The sequence below is a fragment of the Sphingomonas sp. BL-S-28 genome, assembly GCF_055521515.1.
This window is the reverse complement of sequence record NZ_CM145484.1, coordinates 3,710,484-3,726,129: the sequence shown is the minus strand read 5'-3', so window position 1 is coordinate 3,726,129 and position 15,646 is coordinate 3,710,484. Positions and strand designations below refer to the sequence as shown.

The 15,646-nt window shown below is 66.3% G+C and carries 10 protein-coding genes; 6 read left to right on the top strand and 4 right to left on the bottom strand.

Features of this window, described 5'->3' with window-relative positions:
• The first annotated feature begins 56 nt into the window (after nucleotides 1-56).
• The 3 genes from ACZ1JC_RS26025 to ACZ1JC_RS26015 all read left to right on the top strand — a co-directional run bounded on the left by ACZ1JC_RS26025 (nucleotide 57) and on the right by ACZ1JC_RS26015 (nucleotide 7,024).
• Nucleotides 57-2,180, top strand: coding sequence for a bifunctional rhamnulose-1-phosphate aldolase/short-chain dehydrogenase (locus ACZ1JC_RS26025; RefSeq protein WP_465148424.1), 2,124 nt, complete (start codon nucleotides 57-59; stop codon nucleotides 2,178-2,180).
• Nucleotides 2,181-2,244: 64 nt separating this feature from the next.
• Nucleotides 2,245-3,537: an L-rhamnose catabolism isomerase gene (gene rhaI, locus ACZ1JC_RS26020; RefSeq protein WP_465137409.1), complete on the top strand. Its 1,293-nt coding sequence runs from the start codon at nucleotides 2,245-2,247 to the stop codon at nucleotides 3,535-3,537.
• A 97-nt stretch (nucleotides 3,538-3,634) separates the two neighbouring features.
• Entirely contained in the window at nucleotides 3,635-7,024 is a 3,390-nt protein-coding gene (locus ACZ1JC_RS26015) for a glycosyl hydrolase (RefSeq protein ID WP_465137410.1), read from the top strand.
• 100 nt (nucleotides 7,025-7,124) lie between these two features.
• Here ACZ1JC_RS26015 and ACZ1JC_RS26010 read toward each other — a convergent pair whose 3' ends face one another.
• Together ACZ1JC_RS26010 and ACZ1JC_RS26005 are read right to left on the bottom strand one after the other, a co-directional pair.
• Entirely contained in the window at nucleotides 7,125-8,783 is a 1,659-nt protein-coding gene (locus tag ACZ1JC_RS26010; RefSeq protein ID WP_465137411.1) for a SulP family inorganic anion transporter, read from the bottom strand.
• Between the two features lie 64 nt (nucleotides 8,784-8,847).
• Nucleotides 8,848-9,717 (bottom strand): helix-turn-helix domain-containing protein, encoded by an 870-nt coding sequence (locus ACZ1JC_RS26005; protein WP_465137412.1) that lies wholly within the window; start codon nucleotides 9,715-9,717, stop codon nucleotides 8,848-8,850.
• Between the two features lie 133 nt (nucleotides 9,718-9,850).
• Between ACZ1JC_RS26005 and pobA the strand changes: the two genes are divergently transcribed.
• Nucleotides 9,851-11,020: a 4-hydroxybenzoate 3-monooxygenase gene (pobA, locus tag ACZ1JC_RS26000; RefSeq protein WP_465137413.1), complete on the top strand. Its 1,170-nt coding sequence runs from the start codon at nucleotides 9,851-9,853 to the stop codon at nucleotides 11,018-11,020.
• 321 nt (nucleotides 11,021-11,341) lie between these two features.
• Here pobA and ACZ1JC_RS25995 read toward each other — a convergent pair whose 3' ends face one another.
• Nucleotides 11,342-11,653 (bottom strand): 2Fe-2S iron-sulfur cluster-binding protein, encoded by a 312-nt coding sequence (locus ACZ1JC_RS25995; RefSeq protein ID WP_465137414.1) that lies wholly within the window; start codon nucleotides 11,651-11,653, stop codon nucleotides 11,342-11,344.
• Nucleotides 11,654-11,667: 14 nt separating this feature from the next.
• Nucleotides 11,668-12,873 carry a cytochrome P450 gene (locus ACZ1JC_RS25990; protein WP_465137415.1) on the bottom strand — a complete coding sequence of 402 codons (1,206 nt, stop codon included), beginning with the start codon at nucleotides 12,871-12,873 and terminating at the stop codon, nucleotides 11,668-11,670.
• A 281-nt stretch (nucleotides 12,874-13,154) separates the two neighbouring features.
• Here ACZ1JC_RS25990 and ACZ1JC_RS25985 point away from each other — a divergent pair, with 281 nt between their 5' ends.
• Together ACZ1JC_RS25985 and ACZ1JC_RS25980 are read left to right on the top strand one after the other, a co-directional pair.
• The gene (locus ACZ1JC_RS25985; protein ID WP_465137416.1) at nucleotides 13,155-14,336 is read left to right on the top strand and encodes a TolC family protein; all 1,182 of its coding nucleotides are present in this window, start codon (nucleotides 13,155-13,157) and stop codon (nucleotides 14,334-14,336) included.
• Nucleotides 14,329-15,546, top strand: a complete 1,218-nt coding sequence (locus ACZ1JC_RS25980) for an efflux RND transporter periplasmic adaptor subunit (RefSeq protein ID WP_465137417.1) — start codon at nucleotides 14,329-14,331, stop codon at nucleotides 15,544-15,546. The genes ACZ1JC_RS25985 and ACZ1JC_RS25980 overlap by 8 nt, the downstream gene beginning before the upstream one ends.
• Nucleotides 15,547-15,646 lie beyond the last annotated feature (100 nt).

Genomic DNA, 15,646 nt, shown 5'->3' with positions numbered 1-15,646 from the left:
ATCGTTTAGTATCGAATCAGATTGAACCTGAAAAGAGGTTTCGTTAGAGGATGCCCATGGACACTATCGCACCGGCCAAACCGGCGGCTCTCAGCGCCGCGCTTCCCTTCTCGGTCCCCTCCAGCCGTTGGGACGACTCGGTTGCCGCCACGCTCTCCCCCGCCGAATTGCTGCTCTATCGTTCGAACCTGCTCGGTTCGGACCTGACCGTCACCAACTTCGGCGGCGGCAATACCTCCGCCAAGCTGGAAGAGATCGACCCGCTGACCGGCGAGACGGTGGAAGTGCTGTGGGTGAAGGGTTCGGGCGGCGACATCGGTTCGATGAAGCTGGACGGATTCGCCACGCTCTACCAGCACAAGCTGCTCGGCCTTGAGAAGCACTACGCAGGGCCGGAAGACGACGACAAGATGGTCGGTTTCCTGCCGCACTGCACGTTCAACCTGAACGGCCGCGCTGCCTCCATCGATACGCCGCTGCACTCGCTGCTGCCCTTCGCGCATGTCGATCACGTCCACCCCGATGCGATCATCGCGCTGGCTGCCAGCTCGGGCGGCGAGGCGGCTACCAAGGAAATCTGGGGCGGCAAGATCGGCTGGCTCGGCTGGAAGCGCCCCGGCTACACGCTGGGCGTGATGCTGCGCGATTATGTGGCGGCCAACCCCGGCGTCGAGGGCGTCATGCTCGCCGGCCATGGCATCATCTGCTGGGCGGACAGCGCCAAGTCCTGCTACGAACATACCGTAGAGCTGATCGCCGATGCGGCGAACTACCTCAACGCGAAACTTTCCGAAAAACCTGCTTTCGGTGGTGCGGTCCATTCCTCCTCCTCGGACCGCGCGGCCATTGCTGCCGACCTTATGCCCCGCCTGCGTGCCAACATGACGGGCGCGCGGCGTAAGGTCGGCCATTTTTCGGACGATGCCGAAGCGCTGGAATTCGTGAACTCGGCCGAGTTCGAACGGCTGGCTGCCCTCGGCACCTCGTGCCCCGATCACTTCCTGCGCACCAAGATCGCTCCCCTGACGCTCGATCCCGCGCGGCTTCAGGACGATGCCTATCTGGCGCAGAAGATTGCCGATTATCGCGATATGTACGCAGCCTATTACACGCGCTGCAAGCGGGCGAACTCGCCTGCCATGCGCGATGCCAACCCAGTGGTCGTGCTGGTGCCGGGCGTTGGCCGCATCACTTTCGCCACCGACAAGACCACCGCGCGCCTTGCCGGGGAATTCTACGGCAACGCCATCAATGTGATGCGCGGCGCCGAGGCCATCGGCGACTACATCGCGCTCGACGAGCAGGAAGCGTTCGACATCGAATACTGGCTGCTTGAGGAAGCCAAGCTCCAGCGCATGCCCGCACCCAAGCCCTTGGTCGGCCGCGTGGCGCTGGTCACCGGCGGCGCAGGCGGCATCGGCGCCGCTACCGCCGCGCGCCTGATGGCGGACGGCGCCTGCGTGCTCTTGGCCGACCGCGATGCGGGTGCCGTGGAGGAAGTCCGCGCCGGTTTCGCCAAGCAGTTCGGCAAGGACGTTGTCCGCGCCGCCGTCTGCGACGTAACCGACGAAGCGCAAGTCTCCGAAGCCTTCGCCGTGGCGGCGCGGGAATTCGGCGGGCTCGATATCCTGGTCGCCAATGCCGGTATCGCCTCCTCGGCCCCGATCGAGGAGACCACGATCGAACTGTGGAACCGCAATTACGACGTGCTGGCGCAGGGCTACTTCCTCACCAGCCGCGCCGCATGGCCGCTGCTGAAGGGCATGAAGGAGCAGGGCGGCACGTCGGTGGTGTTCATCGGTTCGAAGAACGGCGTGGCGGCGGCTACCAATGCCTCCGCCTATGCCTCTGCCAAGGCGGCGGCGAACCACCTTGCGCGCTGTCTGGCGCTGGAAGGCGCGCCGCACGGCATCCGCGTCAACGTCGTCAACCCCGATGCGGTCATCAAGGGCAGCAAGATCTGGGACGGCGACTGGCGCAAGGAACGCGCGGGCGCCCACGGCATCGACACCGGCAAGGAACTGGAAGAGCACTACCGCAACCGCTCCATGCTGAAGCGCGACGTGCTGCCCTCGGACATTGCCGAGGCGGTCTATTTCCTGGCCGGCGACCAGTCGGCGAATTCCACCGGCAACATGATCAATGTCGATGCCGGTAACGCACAGGCCTTCACGCGCTGATACAAGATGATTTCGGGGAACGCGCGAACCGGCGCGTTCCCCGATCGGGCAAGAGGATACAAGAATGAGCAGACTGCCGATTTCCGAAGAGCTGATCGCCGAAGCCAACGCCCGTGCGGCGGATGCGCTGGAGGATGAATATGCCTCGCTCGGCCGCAAGCTGGAGCGTTCGGGCATCGCCATCGATGCGATCAAGGACAAGGTTGCCGGTTTTTCGGTCGCCGTTCCTTCGTGGGGCGCGGGCCGGGGCGGCACCCGCTTCGCCAAGTTCCCACTGGCGGGTGAACCCACCAACATTCACGAAAAGCTGCAGGACTGCGCCGTCATCAACCAGCTGTCGCGCCTGACCCCGCGCGTCTCGCCGCATTTCCCGTGGGACAAGGTGAGCGATTACAAGGCGCTGCGTGAGGAAGCCGCCAGCCTCGGCCTTGGCTTCGATGCGGTGAATTCCAACACCTTCCAGGACCAGAAGGATCAGGCGCACACTTACGCGACCGGTTCGCTTTCCTCGACCATCGAGGCCACGCGCCAGCAGGCGGTGGAGCACAACATCGAATGCATCGAGATCGGCAAGCAGCTCGGCTCCACCGACCTGACCGTCTGGGTGGGTGACGGCACCAACTTCCCCGGCCAGCAGGACCTTGGCCGCAGCCTCGATCGCTATCTGGATGCTGCTGCGCAAGTCTATGCCGCGTTGCCCGACGACTGGCGGATGCTGCTGGAACACAAGATGTTCGAACCGGCGTTCTACTCCACCGTCATCAGCGACTGGGGTTCCTCGATCCTTGCCGCGCAGGAACTGGGCCCCAAGGCCAAGTGCCTTGTCGACCTTGGCCACCACGCGCCGAACGTGAATATCGAGCAGATCGTGGCCCGCCTCCACCGCTTCGGCAAGCTCGGTGGCTTCCACTTCAACGACAGCAAGTACGGTGACGACGATCTCGATTCCGGTTCGATCAACCCGCACCAGCTGTTCCTGGTGTTCAACGAACTGGTCGAGGCGGAACTGGCCCCGCGTGACGGGTTCAAGCCCGCCTACATGATCGACCAGTCGCACAACGTCACCGATCCGATCGAGTCCATGCTCTCCTCCGCCGAAGCCATCGGCTCCTGCTATGCCAAGGCGCTGCTGGTGGACCGCGAGGCGCTGCATCTGGCGCAGGAAGCCAACGATACGATGATGGCCTTCCAGGCGCTGCGCCGGGCCTACAACGTCGATGTCGGCCCGATCCTTGCCAAGGCGCGCGTGGAGGCGGGCGGCGCGGCGGACGTGCTGGGCGTCTACCGCGAAAGCCGCTGGCGCGACCGCAAGGCGCAGGAACGCAAGGCCGTGGGCCTGGGCGCCGGGATCGTCTGATCCGCCTCGATACCTGAACTGCCGCCGGGAAGGGCAAAAGCCCTCCCGGCATCGCCACTGCGCGAAAAATCATAACCATCTGGATCCGGGAGGGACTATGCCGATCCACACGCTGCGTACTCTGCTGTGCGTTGCCACCGCACTTGTTGCCGTTCCCGCCATCGCGCAAGAGCAGGCGCCTGCTTCTGCCGATACCTCCGCTGCCCCGCTGGAAGACCAGTTTCGCGATCCGCCCAATTCCGCGCGGCCGCGCGTCTGGTGGCACTGGATGAACGGCAATATCTCGAAGGACGGCATCGCCAAGGACATGGCATGGATGAAGCGCGTCGGCATCGGTGGCCTCCAGAACTTCGATGCCAATCTGCAGACGCCGCAAGTGGTCGATCACCGCCTCGTCTACATGACGCCGGAGTGGAAGGATGCCTTCCGCTTCGCCGCGCATGAGGCGGATCGGCAGGGGCTGGAACTGGCCATCGCGGCCTCGCCCGGCTGGTCCGAAACCGGCGGCCCCTGGGTCAAGCCCGAGGATGGCCTGAAGAAGCTGGTCTGGAGCGAGACGGCGGTGACGGGCGGCAAGCCCTTCGCTGGCAAGCTCACCGCACCGCCGGTCTCGACCGGACCTTATCAGGACCTGCCGATGGGCAGGAGCATCGAGGAGATGATCTCCGGCAAGAAGGGTGAGGAGCCGCCGCAGCACTATCAGGACGTGGCCGTACTGGCAGTGCCCATGGCGACCCCCGCGCAGGTAATGCCGCGCGCGACCTTAGCGGACGGCACCGCGATCGACGGTCAGGCTATCGGGGACGGCAACCTGAACACCGGTATCGATGTGACCCATGGCACCCCGGACAGTCCCAGCGCGATCCTGCTCTCCTACGCCAAGCCGCAGACGATCCGCTCCGCCTCGATCTTCCTGCCCGGCGCGCGGCAGATGTTCGGCGGGCCTTCGGTCGCGCCCAGCCTCGAAGCCAGCGACGATGGCAAGACCTGGCGCAAGGTGGCCGATTTCCATGTCGAGCAGGTGCCCACCACCATCGCTTTCGCGCCGGTCACCGCGCGCCAGTTCCGCGTGGTGCTGACGCCGCTTTCGCCGTCGATGTCCAACATGGGCGCGCCCGCGCCGGGCATCGCCATGGATTTCGGCGCGATGATGGGCGGCGCCGCGAAAATGCCGTTCCGCCTGGTGGACCTGCGGCTTTCGGGCGAAGCGGTGATCGATCAGTCGCAGCTCAAGGCCGGCTATGCCACCGTGCATGACTACTACGCGCTGGCCAATCCGGCCGACGGCGCCAAGGGCCCTGATGCGGCGAAAGTGATCGACCTTACCGGCAAGATGCGGCCGGACGGCACGCTCGACTGGACGCCTCCTGCCGGCAACTGGCGCGTGATCCGCATGGGCTATTCGCTGCTGGGCACCACTAACCATCCCGCGCCGCCCGAGGCGACCGGGCTTGAGGTGGACAAGTTCGATGGCGACGCGGTGCGGCGCTACCTCGAACACTATCTGGGCATGTACAAGGATGCCGCCGGGGCGGATATGGTGGGGCAGCGCGGCGTGCGCGCATTGCTGACGGACTCGATCGAAGTCGGCGCCGCCAACTGGACGCCGAAGATGGTGGAGCAGTTCAAGCGCCTGCGCGGCTATGACCCGACGCCGTGGCTCCCTGCGATCACCGGCACCCTGATCGGCAGCCGCGAGGACAGCGACCGCTTCCTCTACGACTATCGCCGCACTCTGGCCGACCTGATGGCAAGCGAGCACTACGGCACCGTTGCCAAGGTAGCACACGAGAACGGCCTGAAAGTCTATGGAGAAGCGCTGGAAGATCATCGCCCCTCGCTGGGCGACGACATGACCATGCGCAGCCACACCGATGTGCCGATGGCGGCGATGTGGACGCACTCGCGCGAGCAGGGGGCAAACCCCAGCTATCTGGCCGACATCAAGGGCGCGGCATCGGTCGCGCACCTCTATGGGCAGAATCTGGTGGCAGCGGAATCGATGACCGCCGCGCTCAATCCGTGGAACTTCGCGCCGAAGGACCTGAAGCGGATCATCGATCTGGAGTTCATCACCGGCGTCAACCGGCCGGTGGTGCACACATCGGTCCACGTGCCGGTGGATGACAAGAAGCCGGGCCTCTCGCTGTTCATCTTCGGCCAGTATTTCAACCGGATGGAAAGCTGGGGCGAGATGGCGAAGCCCTGGGTGGACTACATCTCGCGCTCCTCACTGCTGCTTCAGGAAGGGCGGAACGTGGCCGATGTGGCCTATTTTTATGGCGAGGAAGCGCCGCTGACCGGGCTTTACGGCGATAAGCCGGTGGCCGATGCGCCGGTTTCGCATGCCTACGATTTCCTCAGCTACGATGCGCTGACCGGGCTGCTGTCCAATGACGGAAACGAAGTCGTCGCACCCAGTGGTGCACGCTATCGGGCGATCTACCTTGGCGGATCCTCGCAGCGCATGACGCTGGGGGCGCTCAAGAAGCTGGCGGCGCTGGTCGAAGGCGGTGCGACGGTGATTGGCAATGCGCCGGTCTCGACGCCCAGCCGAATGGCTGCGCAGGACGCGGAATGGTCCGCGCTGGTGGCGAAGCTCTGGCCGGGCAGCGGCGATGCGACCGTCGGCAAGGGTCGCGTGATTGCGGGCAAGGACGTGGAAAGCGCGCTGGGGACCATGGGCGTGGCGCCGGACTTCCGCTTCACCGGCGCGGCGCCGGGCGCGAAAATCCCCTTCGTCCACCGCCGCGACGGACAGGGGGAGATCTACTACCTTTCCAACCCGCAGGCGGCGCCGCAGAGCATCGAGGCGCACTTCCGCGTCACCGGCAAGGTGCCCGAACTCTGGCATCCCGAAACCGGCAGTGCCGAGCCGGTCAGCTACCGGATCGAGAATGGCGAGACGGTGGTGCCGCTGTCGCTGGTCGCGGACGATGCGGTCTTCGTGGTTTTCCGCAAGGCGGCCACGCAGCAGAGCCTGACGCTGCCGGCCAAGCCGGTGCAGACGCTCGCCTCGCTGGACGATGGCTGGGCGGTACGCTTCCAGGCCGATCGCGGCGCGCCCGCTTCCGCGCAGATGGCGAAGCTGGCGCCGCTCAATGAGAGCAACGATCCGGGCGTGAAGTACTTCTCCGGCGAGGCGACTTATGCGCGCAGCTTCACGCTGCCGAAGGGCGCCAAGGCGGGGCAGCCGCTGTGGCTCGATCTTGGGCAAGTGGGCGATCTCGCCGAAGTGCGGGTGAATGGCCAACTTGTCGGCGCGGTCTGGCATGCGCCTTACCGGATCGACATCGGCAAGGCGGTGAAGAAGGGCGCCAATACCATCGAGGTGAAGGTGGCCGATCTTTGGGTGAACCGCCTGATCGGCGATGCCCAGCCGGGCGCCAAGCCGATCACCTGGAGTGCGATGCCGACTTACAAGCCGGATGCGCCTTTGCGGCCTGCGGGTCTGATCGGGCCGGTGGTGCTGGAAGGCGGCAAATAAGCTCAAGTCCTCCCCGGGACGGGGAGGGGGACCGCCCGAAGGGTGGTGGAGGGGAGTCGCGGTTCACACGAACGTCTCGTGAGGACGCCAATCCCCTCCGTCAGTCCTGCGGACTGCCACCTCCCCGTGCCGGGGAGGACAGGTCTTCCGAAACCTCCGCCGCGCGCCGCGCCGCCTGCGCCACGCTGAACGTGGACCCTTCCGCCAGCACATCGCATCCCGCCGCCGCCAGCACATCACGCACCCGGTCATGCGCGCGGGCGAGGATCACGTGCTTGCCGGCTTTCTCCAAAGCTTGCGTGAACTCGGCGACAACCTCGATGGCGGTGCTGTCGAGATCGTTGCTCTCCTCAAGGCTGAGCACCACCACTCGCGCGGCGCTGGCCCGAGCGCGGCGGGCGATCGTGCCCAGCACCGTCTCGGCATTGGCGAAGACGAGCTGGCCGTTGGGCCGGAAAATCACGACGCCCGGCAGCCGATGCGCCTGCGTATGGCGCGTGAGATCGACGAACTCATGCCCGTCGCCCAGTTGGCCCAGTTCGCTGATCGACGGGTTCGCCAGTTCGTACAGCATGTGCATGATGGATAGCACCACCGCCAGCAGCATGCCGTTGAGCACGCCCAAAGTCAGCACGCCCAGAACGGCGGCCAGCGCGATCCAGTGGTCGCGGCGGATGCGGAACAGGCGCAGCAGCGGCCCGGGCGAAAGCGCGTGGGTCAGCGCAGCGATGACGATGGCCGCCAACATCGGTTGCGGAATGCGCGCGATCCAGCCGGAAGCGAACAGCGCCATCGCCAGCAGGGCAAGGCTGGCCGCCGTCGCCGCCCAGCGGCTGGATGCGCCGGCTGCCTCGTTGGCGGATCCGGCCGAGAAACCCGCGCCCACCGGCATCCCCTGCACCAATGCGGAGGCGAGGTTGGCGGTGCCGATAGCGGCCAGTTCGCGATCGGCCGAAAGCGCGTCGCCATGGCGCAGGGCCAGCGTGCGCATGGTGCCCCAGCTTTCGGCAAACAGAATCAGCGCAATCGGCGCGGCGAGTTGGACGAGGTGCGAGAGCGTGGTGGTGGAGAACGGCCATGCACTGTCCGGCCATTCCAGCCCGACCGGTCCGGCGATGGCGATGCCATGGGCGGGCAGGTCCACTGCGGCCCCTAGCGCGACGGCAGCGACCAGCACGATCAACGCGCCGGGAATCTGCGGCATCCGGCGCAGCGCCAGCAGCACCGCCAAAGTCGCCATGCCGAGCAGGCAACTGAGCACGTGCCACTGCGTCACCCGCCCTGCGAGACCGGTTAGAACCGTGAAGATCGTGCCCGATGGCACCGAGATGCCCGCTATCGCCGGCAACTGCCGCACGATGATGGTGATCGCGAGCCCGAAAGCAAAACCCCGCAGCACCGGGCGCGAGACGAAGCTGGCAAGGCTCCCCAGCCGCAGCAGCGACAGCAGCAGGAAAATCAGCCCGGTCATGCCCACCAAAACCGTCGCCAGTCCCTCCCGCGCGGGGCCGGTGGCGGAGAGGCTGGCCAGCGTCGCGGCAAGGATCGCGGCGGCGGAGGAGGTGGGGGAAACCACGGCGAAGCGGCTGCGCCCCACCAGCACATAGGCCAGTCCCCCGGCAATCGCCGCCGCCAGCGCGCGGCCGGGCGCAAGGCCGGCGATCTCCGCATAGGCGACGCTTTCCGGCAGGATCAGCCCGGCCATGGCCAGCCCGGTTAATCCATCGCGCGGGCCATCGCGCCAGACGGGTTTGCTCATCGCGGGAATGCGCCTTTCATCTCTCTCGAATGTGTCTCTTAACCCGGCGCAGCAGCGGAATAAATCAGGCTTCTGCCGTGTGGCCGTGGGTGGATTTGTCCAGATGCGGCCGGTGCCCGGTCATCCGCAGGTAGAAGCGCGAGAAGTACGAAGGGTCCGAAAAGCCCAGTTCGTTGGACACCTGCACCACGCTGGCATTGGCGAAGCAGAGCAGCCGCTGCGCCTCCAGCGCCAGCCGGGCGTGGAGCATGTCCTGCGGCGTGCAATCCAGCCGCGCGCGGGTGAGGCGTGTCAAAGTGCGCGTGGTCATGCCCAGCCGCTCCGCATACCAGCCCACCGGCAACTGGTCGCGAAAGTGCAGTTCGACCAGATGGCGCAAATGCGAAATGCGCTGGTCGCCGCTGCCGTCGTCCGCTGCTTCTTCCTCTGGCAGCAGAGAGCGCAGCAGCGCCTCCGCCATCGACAGGAACAGCGCATTCGGCCGTCGCCAGTCCTGCGGGATGGCCAGCATCTCGGCGCAGAGAAATTCGACCCGCCCCAGTATTTCCAGTGGCGTCGATGCGAAACGGCCGTGGGTCGCGGCGTGGAGCAGTGGATCGCCCGCTCCGCTGCGCCGCTCCGCAAAACCGCTGCTGAGCATCAGCACATAGCCGACCGTCTCGGGCCGAAAGCGGAAACCGTGGATGCTGCCGGCGGGGATGACGATGTGGCAGGGCGCTTCCAGAGTCTCGGTCGTATCGTCGATGGTGAGCGTCACCTGTCCCTTCGATACCAGCATGACCTGCACGCCGCGGACATGGCGATGCGGGGCAATTTCCCAGTCGTGCAAGGAACTTCGCGCCGCAATCGTCTCGATATGTCCGAATTCCGCTAGGCTTTCGGCGATCTCCTCACCGTAGAGGACGTAGCTGGGAACGGGGCGAGAGGTGGGCATGACCGACTCGAATGTGTCCTGAAAGTACCTGAACAATGGCCGTCCGGTGCATTCCGCCAGAACCGCCGTGGTGTCAATCCAAGGGCAAGTATTGCGGTGGCCCCAGCGGCGCACCCGATCGGGAGAAGGATCTATGCGTACCCAAGTTGCCATCATCGGCGCAGGCCCTGCCGGCCTGCTTCTCGGCCATATGCTGCGGGCCGACGGGATCGACTGCGTCGTCCTCGAACGTCAGACCGGCGACTACGTCCTCTCGCGCATCCGCGCCGGCGTACTGGAACAGGGCACCGTCGCGCTGATGGAGCGGCTGGGCCTCGATGCCCGCATGAAGGAAGAGGGGCTGCCGCACGATGGCTTCAACCTTGCCGACGGCGAGCGCCTGATCCGTATCGACATCAAGGCGCTGACCGGCAAGCAGGTCATGGTCTATGGCCAGACCGAACTGACGCGTGACCTGATGGAAGCGAGCGAGGAACGCGGCCTTGAAGTGATCTATCAGGCCGCCGACGTTGCCCTGCACGATATCGAGAGCGACGCGCCCTACGTCACTTACACCAAGGACGGCGCCGAGCACCGCATTGACGCGCGCTTCATCGTCGGTTGCGACGGCTTCCACGGCCCCTCGCGTCAGGCGATCCCCGCCAGCGTCGGCCAGACCTTCGAGCGCGTCTATCCCTTCGGCTGGCTGGGCATCCTGGCCGACGTGCCGCCGTGCAACCACGAACTGATCTACGCGCACCACGAACGCGGCTTCGCGCTCGCCTCTCAGCGCAGCCACACGCGCAGCCGCTACTACATCGACGTGCCGCTGACCGAGAAGCTGGAAGACTGGAGCGACGACCGGATCTGGGACGAACTGGCGATCCGCCTCGGCCCCGATGCCGCCGCCAACATTACGCGCGGGCCTTCTATCGAGAAGTCGATCGCGCCGCTGCGGTCCTTCGTGTTCGAGCCGATGCGCCATGGCAGCCTGCTGCTCTGCGGTGATGCCGCGCACATCGTGCCGCCCACCGGCGCCAAGGGCCTGAACCTCGCCGCCAGCGACGTCTACTACGCCCACGAAGCGCTGACCGGCTTCTTCAAGAACGCCGATAACGACGCGATTCCGGCCTATTCGACCAAGGCCCTGCGCCGCGTCTGGGCGGCGGAGCGCTTCAGCTGGTCGCTGACCAAACTGATGCACCGCTTCCCCGAAGACGGCCCGTTCGAGCGCCGGATGCAGCTGGCCGAGCTGGACTACATCGCGTCGAGCGAGCATGCGCGGCGGGTGATTGCCGAGAATTATGTGGGGCTGCCGGTTTAAGGGGGGCGGTTTTGACGCGGTAGCGTCCCGGTTCTGAAGACCATGCTCTACGCTCACACCTAACGCTCGTCGCCCCCGCGCAGGCGGGGGCCCCGCTTTTCTTCTGCGACGTTGCGCGAAGGAAGCGGGATCCCCGCCTTCGCGGGGATGACGAAAAGGGGGCAGGCAGTGGTGGATCGGTTGTTTCGGCAACCCAAACCTTCCTCGTCATTGCGAGCGCAGCGAAGCAATCCAGGGCAGCACCACGCCGCTCTGGATTGCTTCGCTGCGCTCGCAATGACGAGGGATGCGTGAGGCCGGGCGGGCTAAACCCGCAACGTATCAACTCTGCGAGGCCGGCGTCTCCACAACCAGCCCCTCAAACGCCTCCGTCACCTGAAGCTGGCACGAAAGCCGCACACGCGGATGCTCGTCGCCGGATGCTTCGATCACCGGCCCTTCGTAGTCCCCCGGCGCGCCGAGCCGTTCGAACCACTCGGGCGTCAGATGCACGCGGCACGTGCCGCAATAGCAGTTCCCCCCGCAGACCGCCTCGATCGCCTCGATCCCTTGCGCGACCGCATTTTCCATCAAGGACATGCCTTCGCTCGCCTCGATTTCGCGCACGGTTCCCCCGGCGTCGATGAACCTCACACACACCATAAGTGTCAGGCCGGATCGCAGGCGACGAGCGCCCCGCGCAGTTCGTAGCCCTGAATGAAGCTGTTCCAGATGATCCGGGGCTCCGAAACGAGGCGGATTCCTGGCAGGCGGAACATCCGGTCGAGGAAAATGCGCGTTTCGTGCAAAGCCACTTGCGCGCCGGGGCAGCGGTGCGGGCCGTCTCCGAAACTCATGTAGGGCCCGACGACTTTCATCCGCTTCGCCCGGTCGGGATCGAGTTCGAAGGGGCAGGGGCCGGTGATCGCCTCGTCCACATTGGCCTCGCGAATGGAGACGCACACCACTTCGCCTTCCGCCATCATCCCCGGCTGATCCTCCACCGCGCGGCGATGGAGCATCGAGGCGACCGGCTCCAGCCGCAGGATTTCCTCAAGGATGGCGGATTGATCCGCCTCGCTGCCCGAAAGATAGCGTTCGCGCAGGTCCGGTTTGTCGAACAGGTGCCAGGCGGCCATGACGATGAATTCGCGCGTGGTCATCATCCCGGCCCCGCCGTAGCTGAGGCACTCCATGATCATGCCCTTGCGCGAGTAATTCTCGCCCACCATGAACGAGATCACGTCCTCGCGCGGTTGCTTGCGGCGCGCCTCTATCGCCGGCACCATGTCCTTGCGGTAGAACCGGCCGACGCGCAGCAGCATCTTGGCATTGAAGATCAGGTTGCCCAGCCGGCCGGGGCGGCGCTCCAGCGAACTGTCCAGCACGGCCTTCACCCGCCTTGCGAGGTTGCGATTGCTGTCGCTGTTCGTCAGGCCGACGATTTCCGCCGTAACGTCCACCGCCATCTGGAAGCTCAGTTCGTCCAGCGGCAGCGGCTTGCCTTCGCGCAGCCGAGCGACGAGTTCGTCCATCGTGCGGTGCATCACCGCCTGATGGCGGGTGACGATGGTCTTGGGCGCGAACAGCCCGGCCACGGCGGCGCGGCGCTTGCGGTGCAGATCGCCGTCTAGGAAGAAGAAGGAGACTTCGTCCGGGTTGGCGATGTCGGTGTCTTCGGCATGGGCGCCGGCCTGTTTCACCTTGGGCGATCGCAGAACGTCGCGCCCCATGGCGAACGAGCCGACCACGCGCGAACCGGCCTGCGGGGTAAGGTTGGCCTCGGCAATGCGGGCGCTCTTGCGGTCGTCCCGCCCTGCGTAAGGGCACGTTTTGGCACTATCGGCCAGTCCGGGTGCGATTTCGGCGTTCATGGCCGCTCTCCTTCCGACAACCCTATTTCTCCCCGTGCGTTTGTACTTGCACGCGCCCGTCTCCGGGGCGCCGATCGGAGGATATGATACGCAATGGATCAAAAGTTAGCCAGCGGCAAATCGGCTTGTGCGGGTGGCATCGGTGGCACCGTCATGCCTGCGCCGGTGATCCGTTTTTGTCCCCGGCTGCAAGAACTTGTGGCCTTCGCACGCGCAGTATGATTGCCTCTCGGGACTTTGCTGCTATCGCTGCGCGCGTGCGAAATGTTGGAGCATCGAACTTGAGGCGCCTGCCCCTGGCCGTTTCCTTAGCCCTGTCGTGCGCGCTTGCGGCGTGCACGGGGCAGGACAAGCCGGCCGCGCAAATGCCGGCCGCGCCGGAGCCTGCGGTGGAGGCGCCAGTCGACGGCGATTGGTGGAAGAATGCCAGCGACCCGCTGCTGGCCGATCTGATCGCCCGCGGCATTGCCGCCGATCACGATCTGGCTTGCCGCGCCGCGCGGCTGAATGCGCAGATGCAGGAAGATGCCTCCGCCGATCGCCGCCTGACCGGCAAGATGCGCAAGCTGGTGGGCGCCGATCAGGGCCTTTCGCGGGCGGCAGCGCTGCGGGCGGACTCCTATGCCTATGCCCAGGCGCGCGCCGAACGCGCGGCCACTGTAGCGCTGGCCTATGTCGAAGTGCGGCGGCTGCAGAAAGTGCTGGTCCTGCGTACCGAGCGGCTGGACCAGTTCCGCGACAATGCCGCGATTGCCGAATTCCGCCGTCAGGCCGGGCTGGTCACGGCGATAGACGGCGGCATCGGCAGCAGCATGGCCGGTGTCGCCGATGCCGATCTGGCGGCGACGCGCGCCCGTTTCGATCGCGCGCGGGCCGAACTGGCGCGGATGACCGGGATGGAAGACGCCGCCCTGCTTTCCCTTCTGGGTGAAACCGGCGATGTGCCCGATCTGGGCCGCGATCCGCCCGGCATTGCCGATGAGGGGCCACTCCACCGGGCGGACCTGCTGGCGCTGCGCTATCGCCTGCTGGCCCGGATCGAGCAGGAGAAGATGACCCAGGCCGATATCGACGCGGCGGAGGCCAAACCGGCGGATCCGGCAACGCCGCCACTGCTGCGCGAAGGCCTGACCGAGTTGGACAAGGCTGAACTGGACGCGCGGGCAGAGATCGGCCGCACGCGTCAGGCGCTCGTCGCGCTCGATACGCGCGAACCGGCGCTGGCGCAGAGCGCGGAACGGTCGCGCCGGGCGGTGCAGGATGCCCGCTCCGCCTATCGCGCCGGCATGGGCGATTTCGCGACGCTCTATGTGTCGGAGGCATCGGCGCTTTCGGTTGAGGAAGCGCGGCTGGGCCTGCGTGCCGAACGCGCGTCGGGCATGATCCGCCTGCACCTTCAGCGCGGCGATGGCTGGTCGGCCGCCGACCTTGCGCCGGCGGCGGGAGATGCCAGCTGTGACTGAGAGCGATGAGGTCGCCCTCGACAGTTTTCTGGGCTTCGGCGCGCGGCGCGGGCGCACGCACCTCTTGCGTATCGCCCTGCTGGCGGCGGCGGTGGTGGCGCTGATCCTGCTGCTGGTGCGCTTTCTGGGCGGCAGCGATACGCCCTACTACACCGCGCTGGTGGAGCAGGGGAGCATCACCCCGCTATTGTCCGAACGCGGCACCGTGCATGGCAGCGGCGAAGTGGCCTTGGCCGCCGCGCTGGACGGCACAGTCACAGCCGAGGGCGTTCCTGCCGGGGGCAAGGTGGAGAAGGGTCAGGTCCTTGCCACCATCGATGCCGAACCGCTGCGCAGCACGCTCACCGCCGACCGCGCACTGGTGGCCGCGGCCGAGGCCGACCTTGCCGCCGCACGCGGCGCGCGGGATGAGGCGACGGCAAAGCTTGCCCGGTTCGAGGATGTCTGGCGCCGGTCCGGCCATCGCGTGCCCGCGATCAACGAACTGGAAGCCGCACGCGCCGCAGCGGAACGCACGTCACGCGAAGTCGCCGCCGCACAGGCACGGGTTGCCGCCGCGCGCAGCAGCCTGAAGGCGGACAGCGAGAAACTGGCCGCCGCCGTGGTGACCGCGCCCTTCGCGGGCTATGTGGTCGAACGCAATATCCGCACCGGGCAGCGCGTGCGCGTGGGCATGAAGCTGTTCACGCTGGCCGCCAGCGGCGAAACGCTGGAGATCGAGATTCCGCTGGCCCGTGCAGGCAATGCCGGGCTGGAGGCAGGCACCGTGGCGCAAGTGCGGCTGGATGCCATGCCGGACGAAGCGCAGCAGGCCACGCTGGCCCGCATCCTGACCGATCGGGCCGACGCACCCGGATCGCGCCGCGCCGTCTTCACGCTGGAAAACCCCACCGAGGCGATCCGCCCGGGCATGGGGGCAACGGTGGAAGTGGCTCTGCCGGAACGGAAAAACGTGCTGCTGGTGCCAGACGCAGCGCTGACGTTCGAGCCGGGTAGCCCGGGGGCCGGCAATGGCGAGGCTCGTCCGGGGGGCAACTCGACTGGTCGCAATCAGCCGCGCATCTATCTCGTCTCGGGCGACGGAGAGCCGCGCCGCGTCTATGTTTCGGCCGGCGCTGGCGACGGCAAGCGCACGGAAGTCTTCGCCAACGACCTTCGGCCCGGTGCCGAAGTCATCGTTGGATGGCGCAACCAGCCGCAGAAGCCATGAAACCCTACGGACCACGTCGGCACCAGCCGGTCATGGCCCGTTCATTCGCATTTGCATAATGTCTCCGACATTCGGGCTGCGCGTCCGGAATCGGATTGAA

Coding starts and splice junctions, on each gene's coding strand:
- ACZ1JC_RS26010 (WP_465137411.1), bottom strand. CDS start 8,783: ATGAGCAAACCCGTCTGGCGCGATGGCCCGCGCGATGGATTAACCGGG.
- pobA (WP_465137413.1), top strand. CDS start 9,851: ATGCGTACCCAAGTTGCCATCATCGGCGCAGGCCCTGCCGGCCTGCTT.
- rhaI (WP_465137409.1), top strand. CDS start 2,245: ATGAGCAGACTGCCGATTTCCGAAGAGCTGATCGCCGAAGCCAACGCC.
- ACZ1JC_RS25990 (WP_465137415.1), bottom strand. CDS start 12,873: ATGAACGCCGAAATCGCACCCGGACTGGCCGATAGTGCCAAAACGTGC.
- ACZ1JC_RS26025 (WP_465148424.1), top strand. CDS start 57: ATGGACACTATCGCACCGGCCAAACCGGCGGCTCTCAGCGCCGCGCTT.
- ACZ1JC_RS26005 (WP_465137412.1), bottom strand. CDS start 9,717: ATGCCCACCTCTCGCCCCGTTCCCAGCTACGTCCTCTACGGTGAGGAG.
- ACZ1JC_RS26015 (WP_465137410.1), top strand. CDS start 3,635: ATGCCGATCCACACGCTGCGTACTCTGCTGTGCGTTGCCACCGCACTT.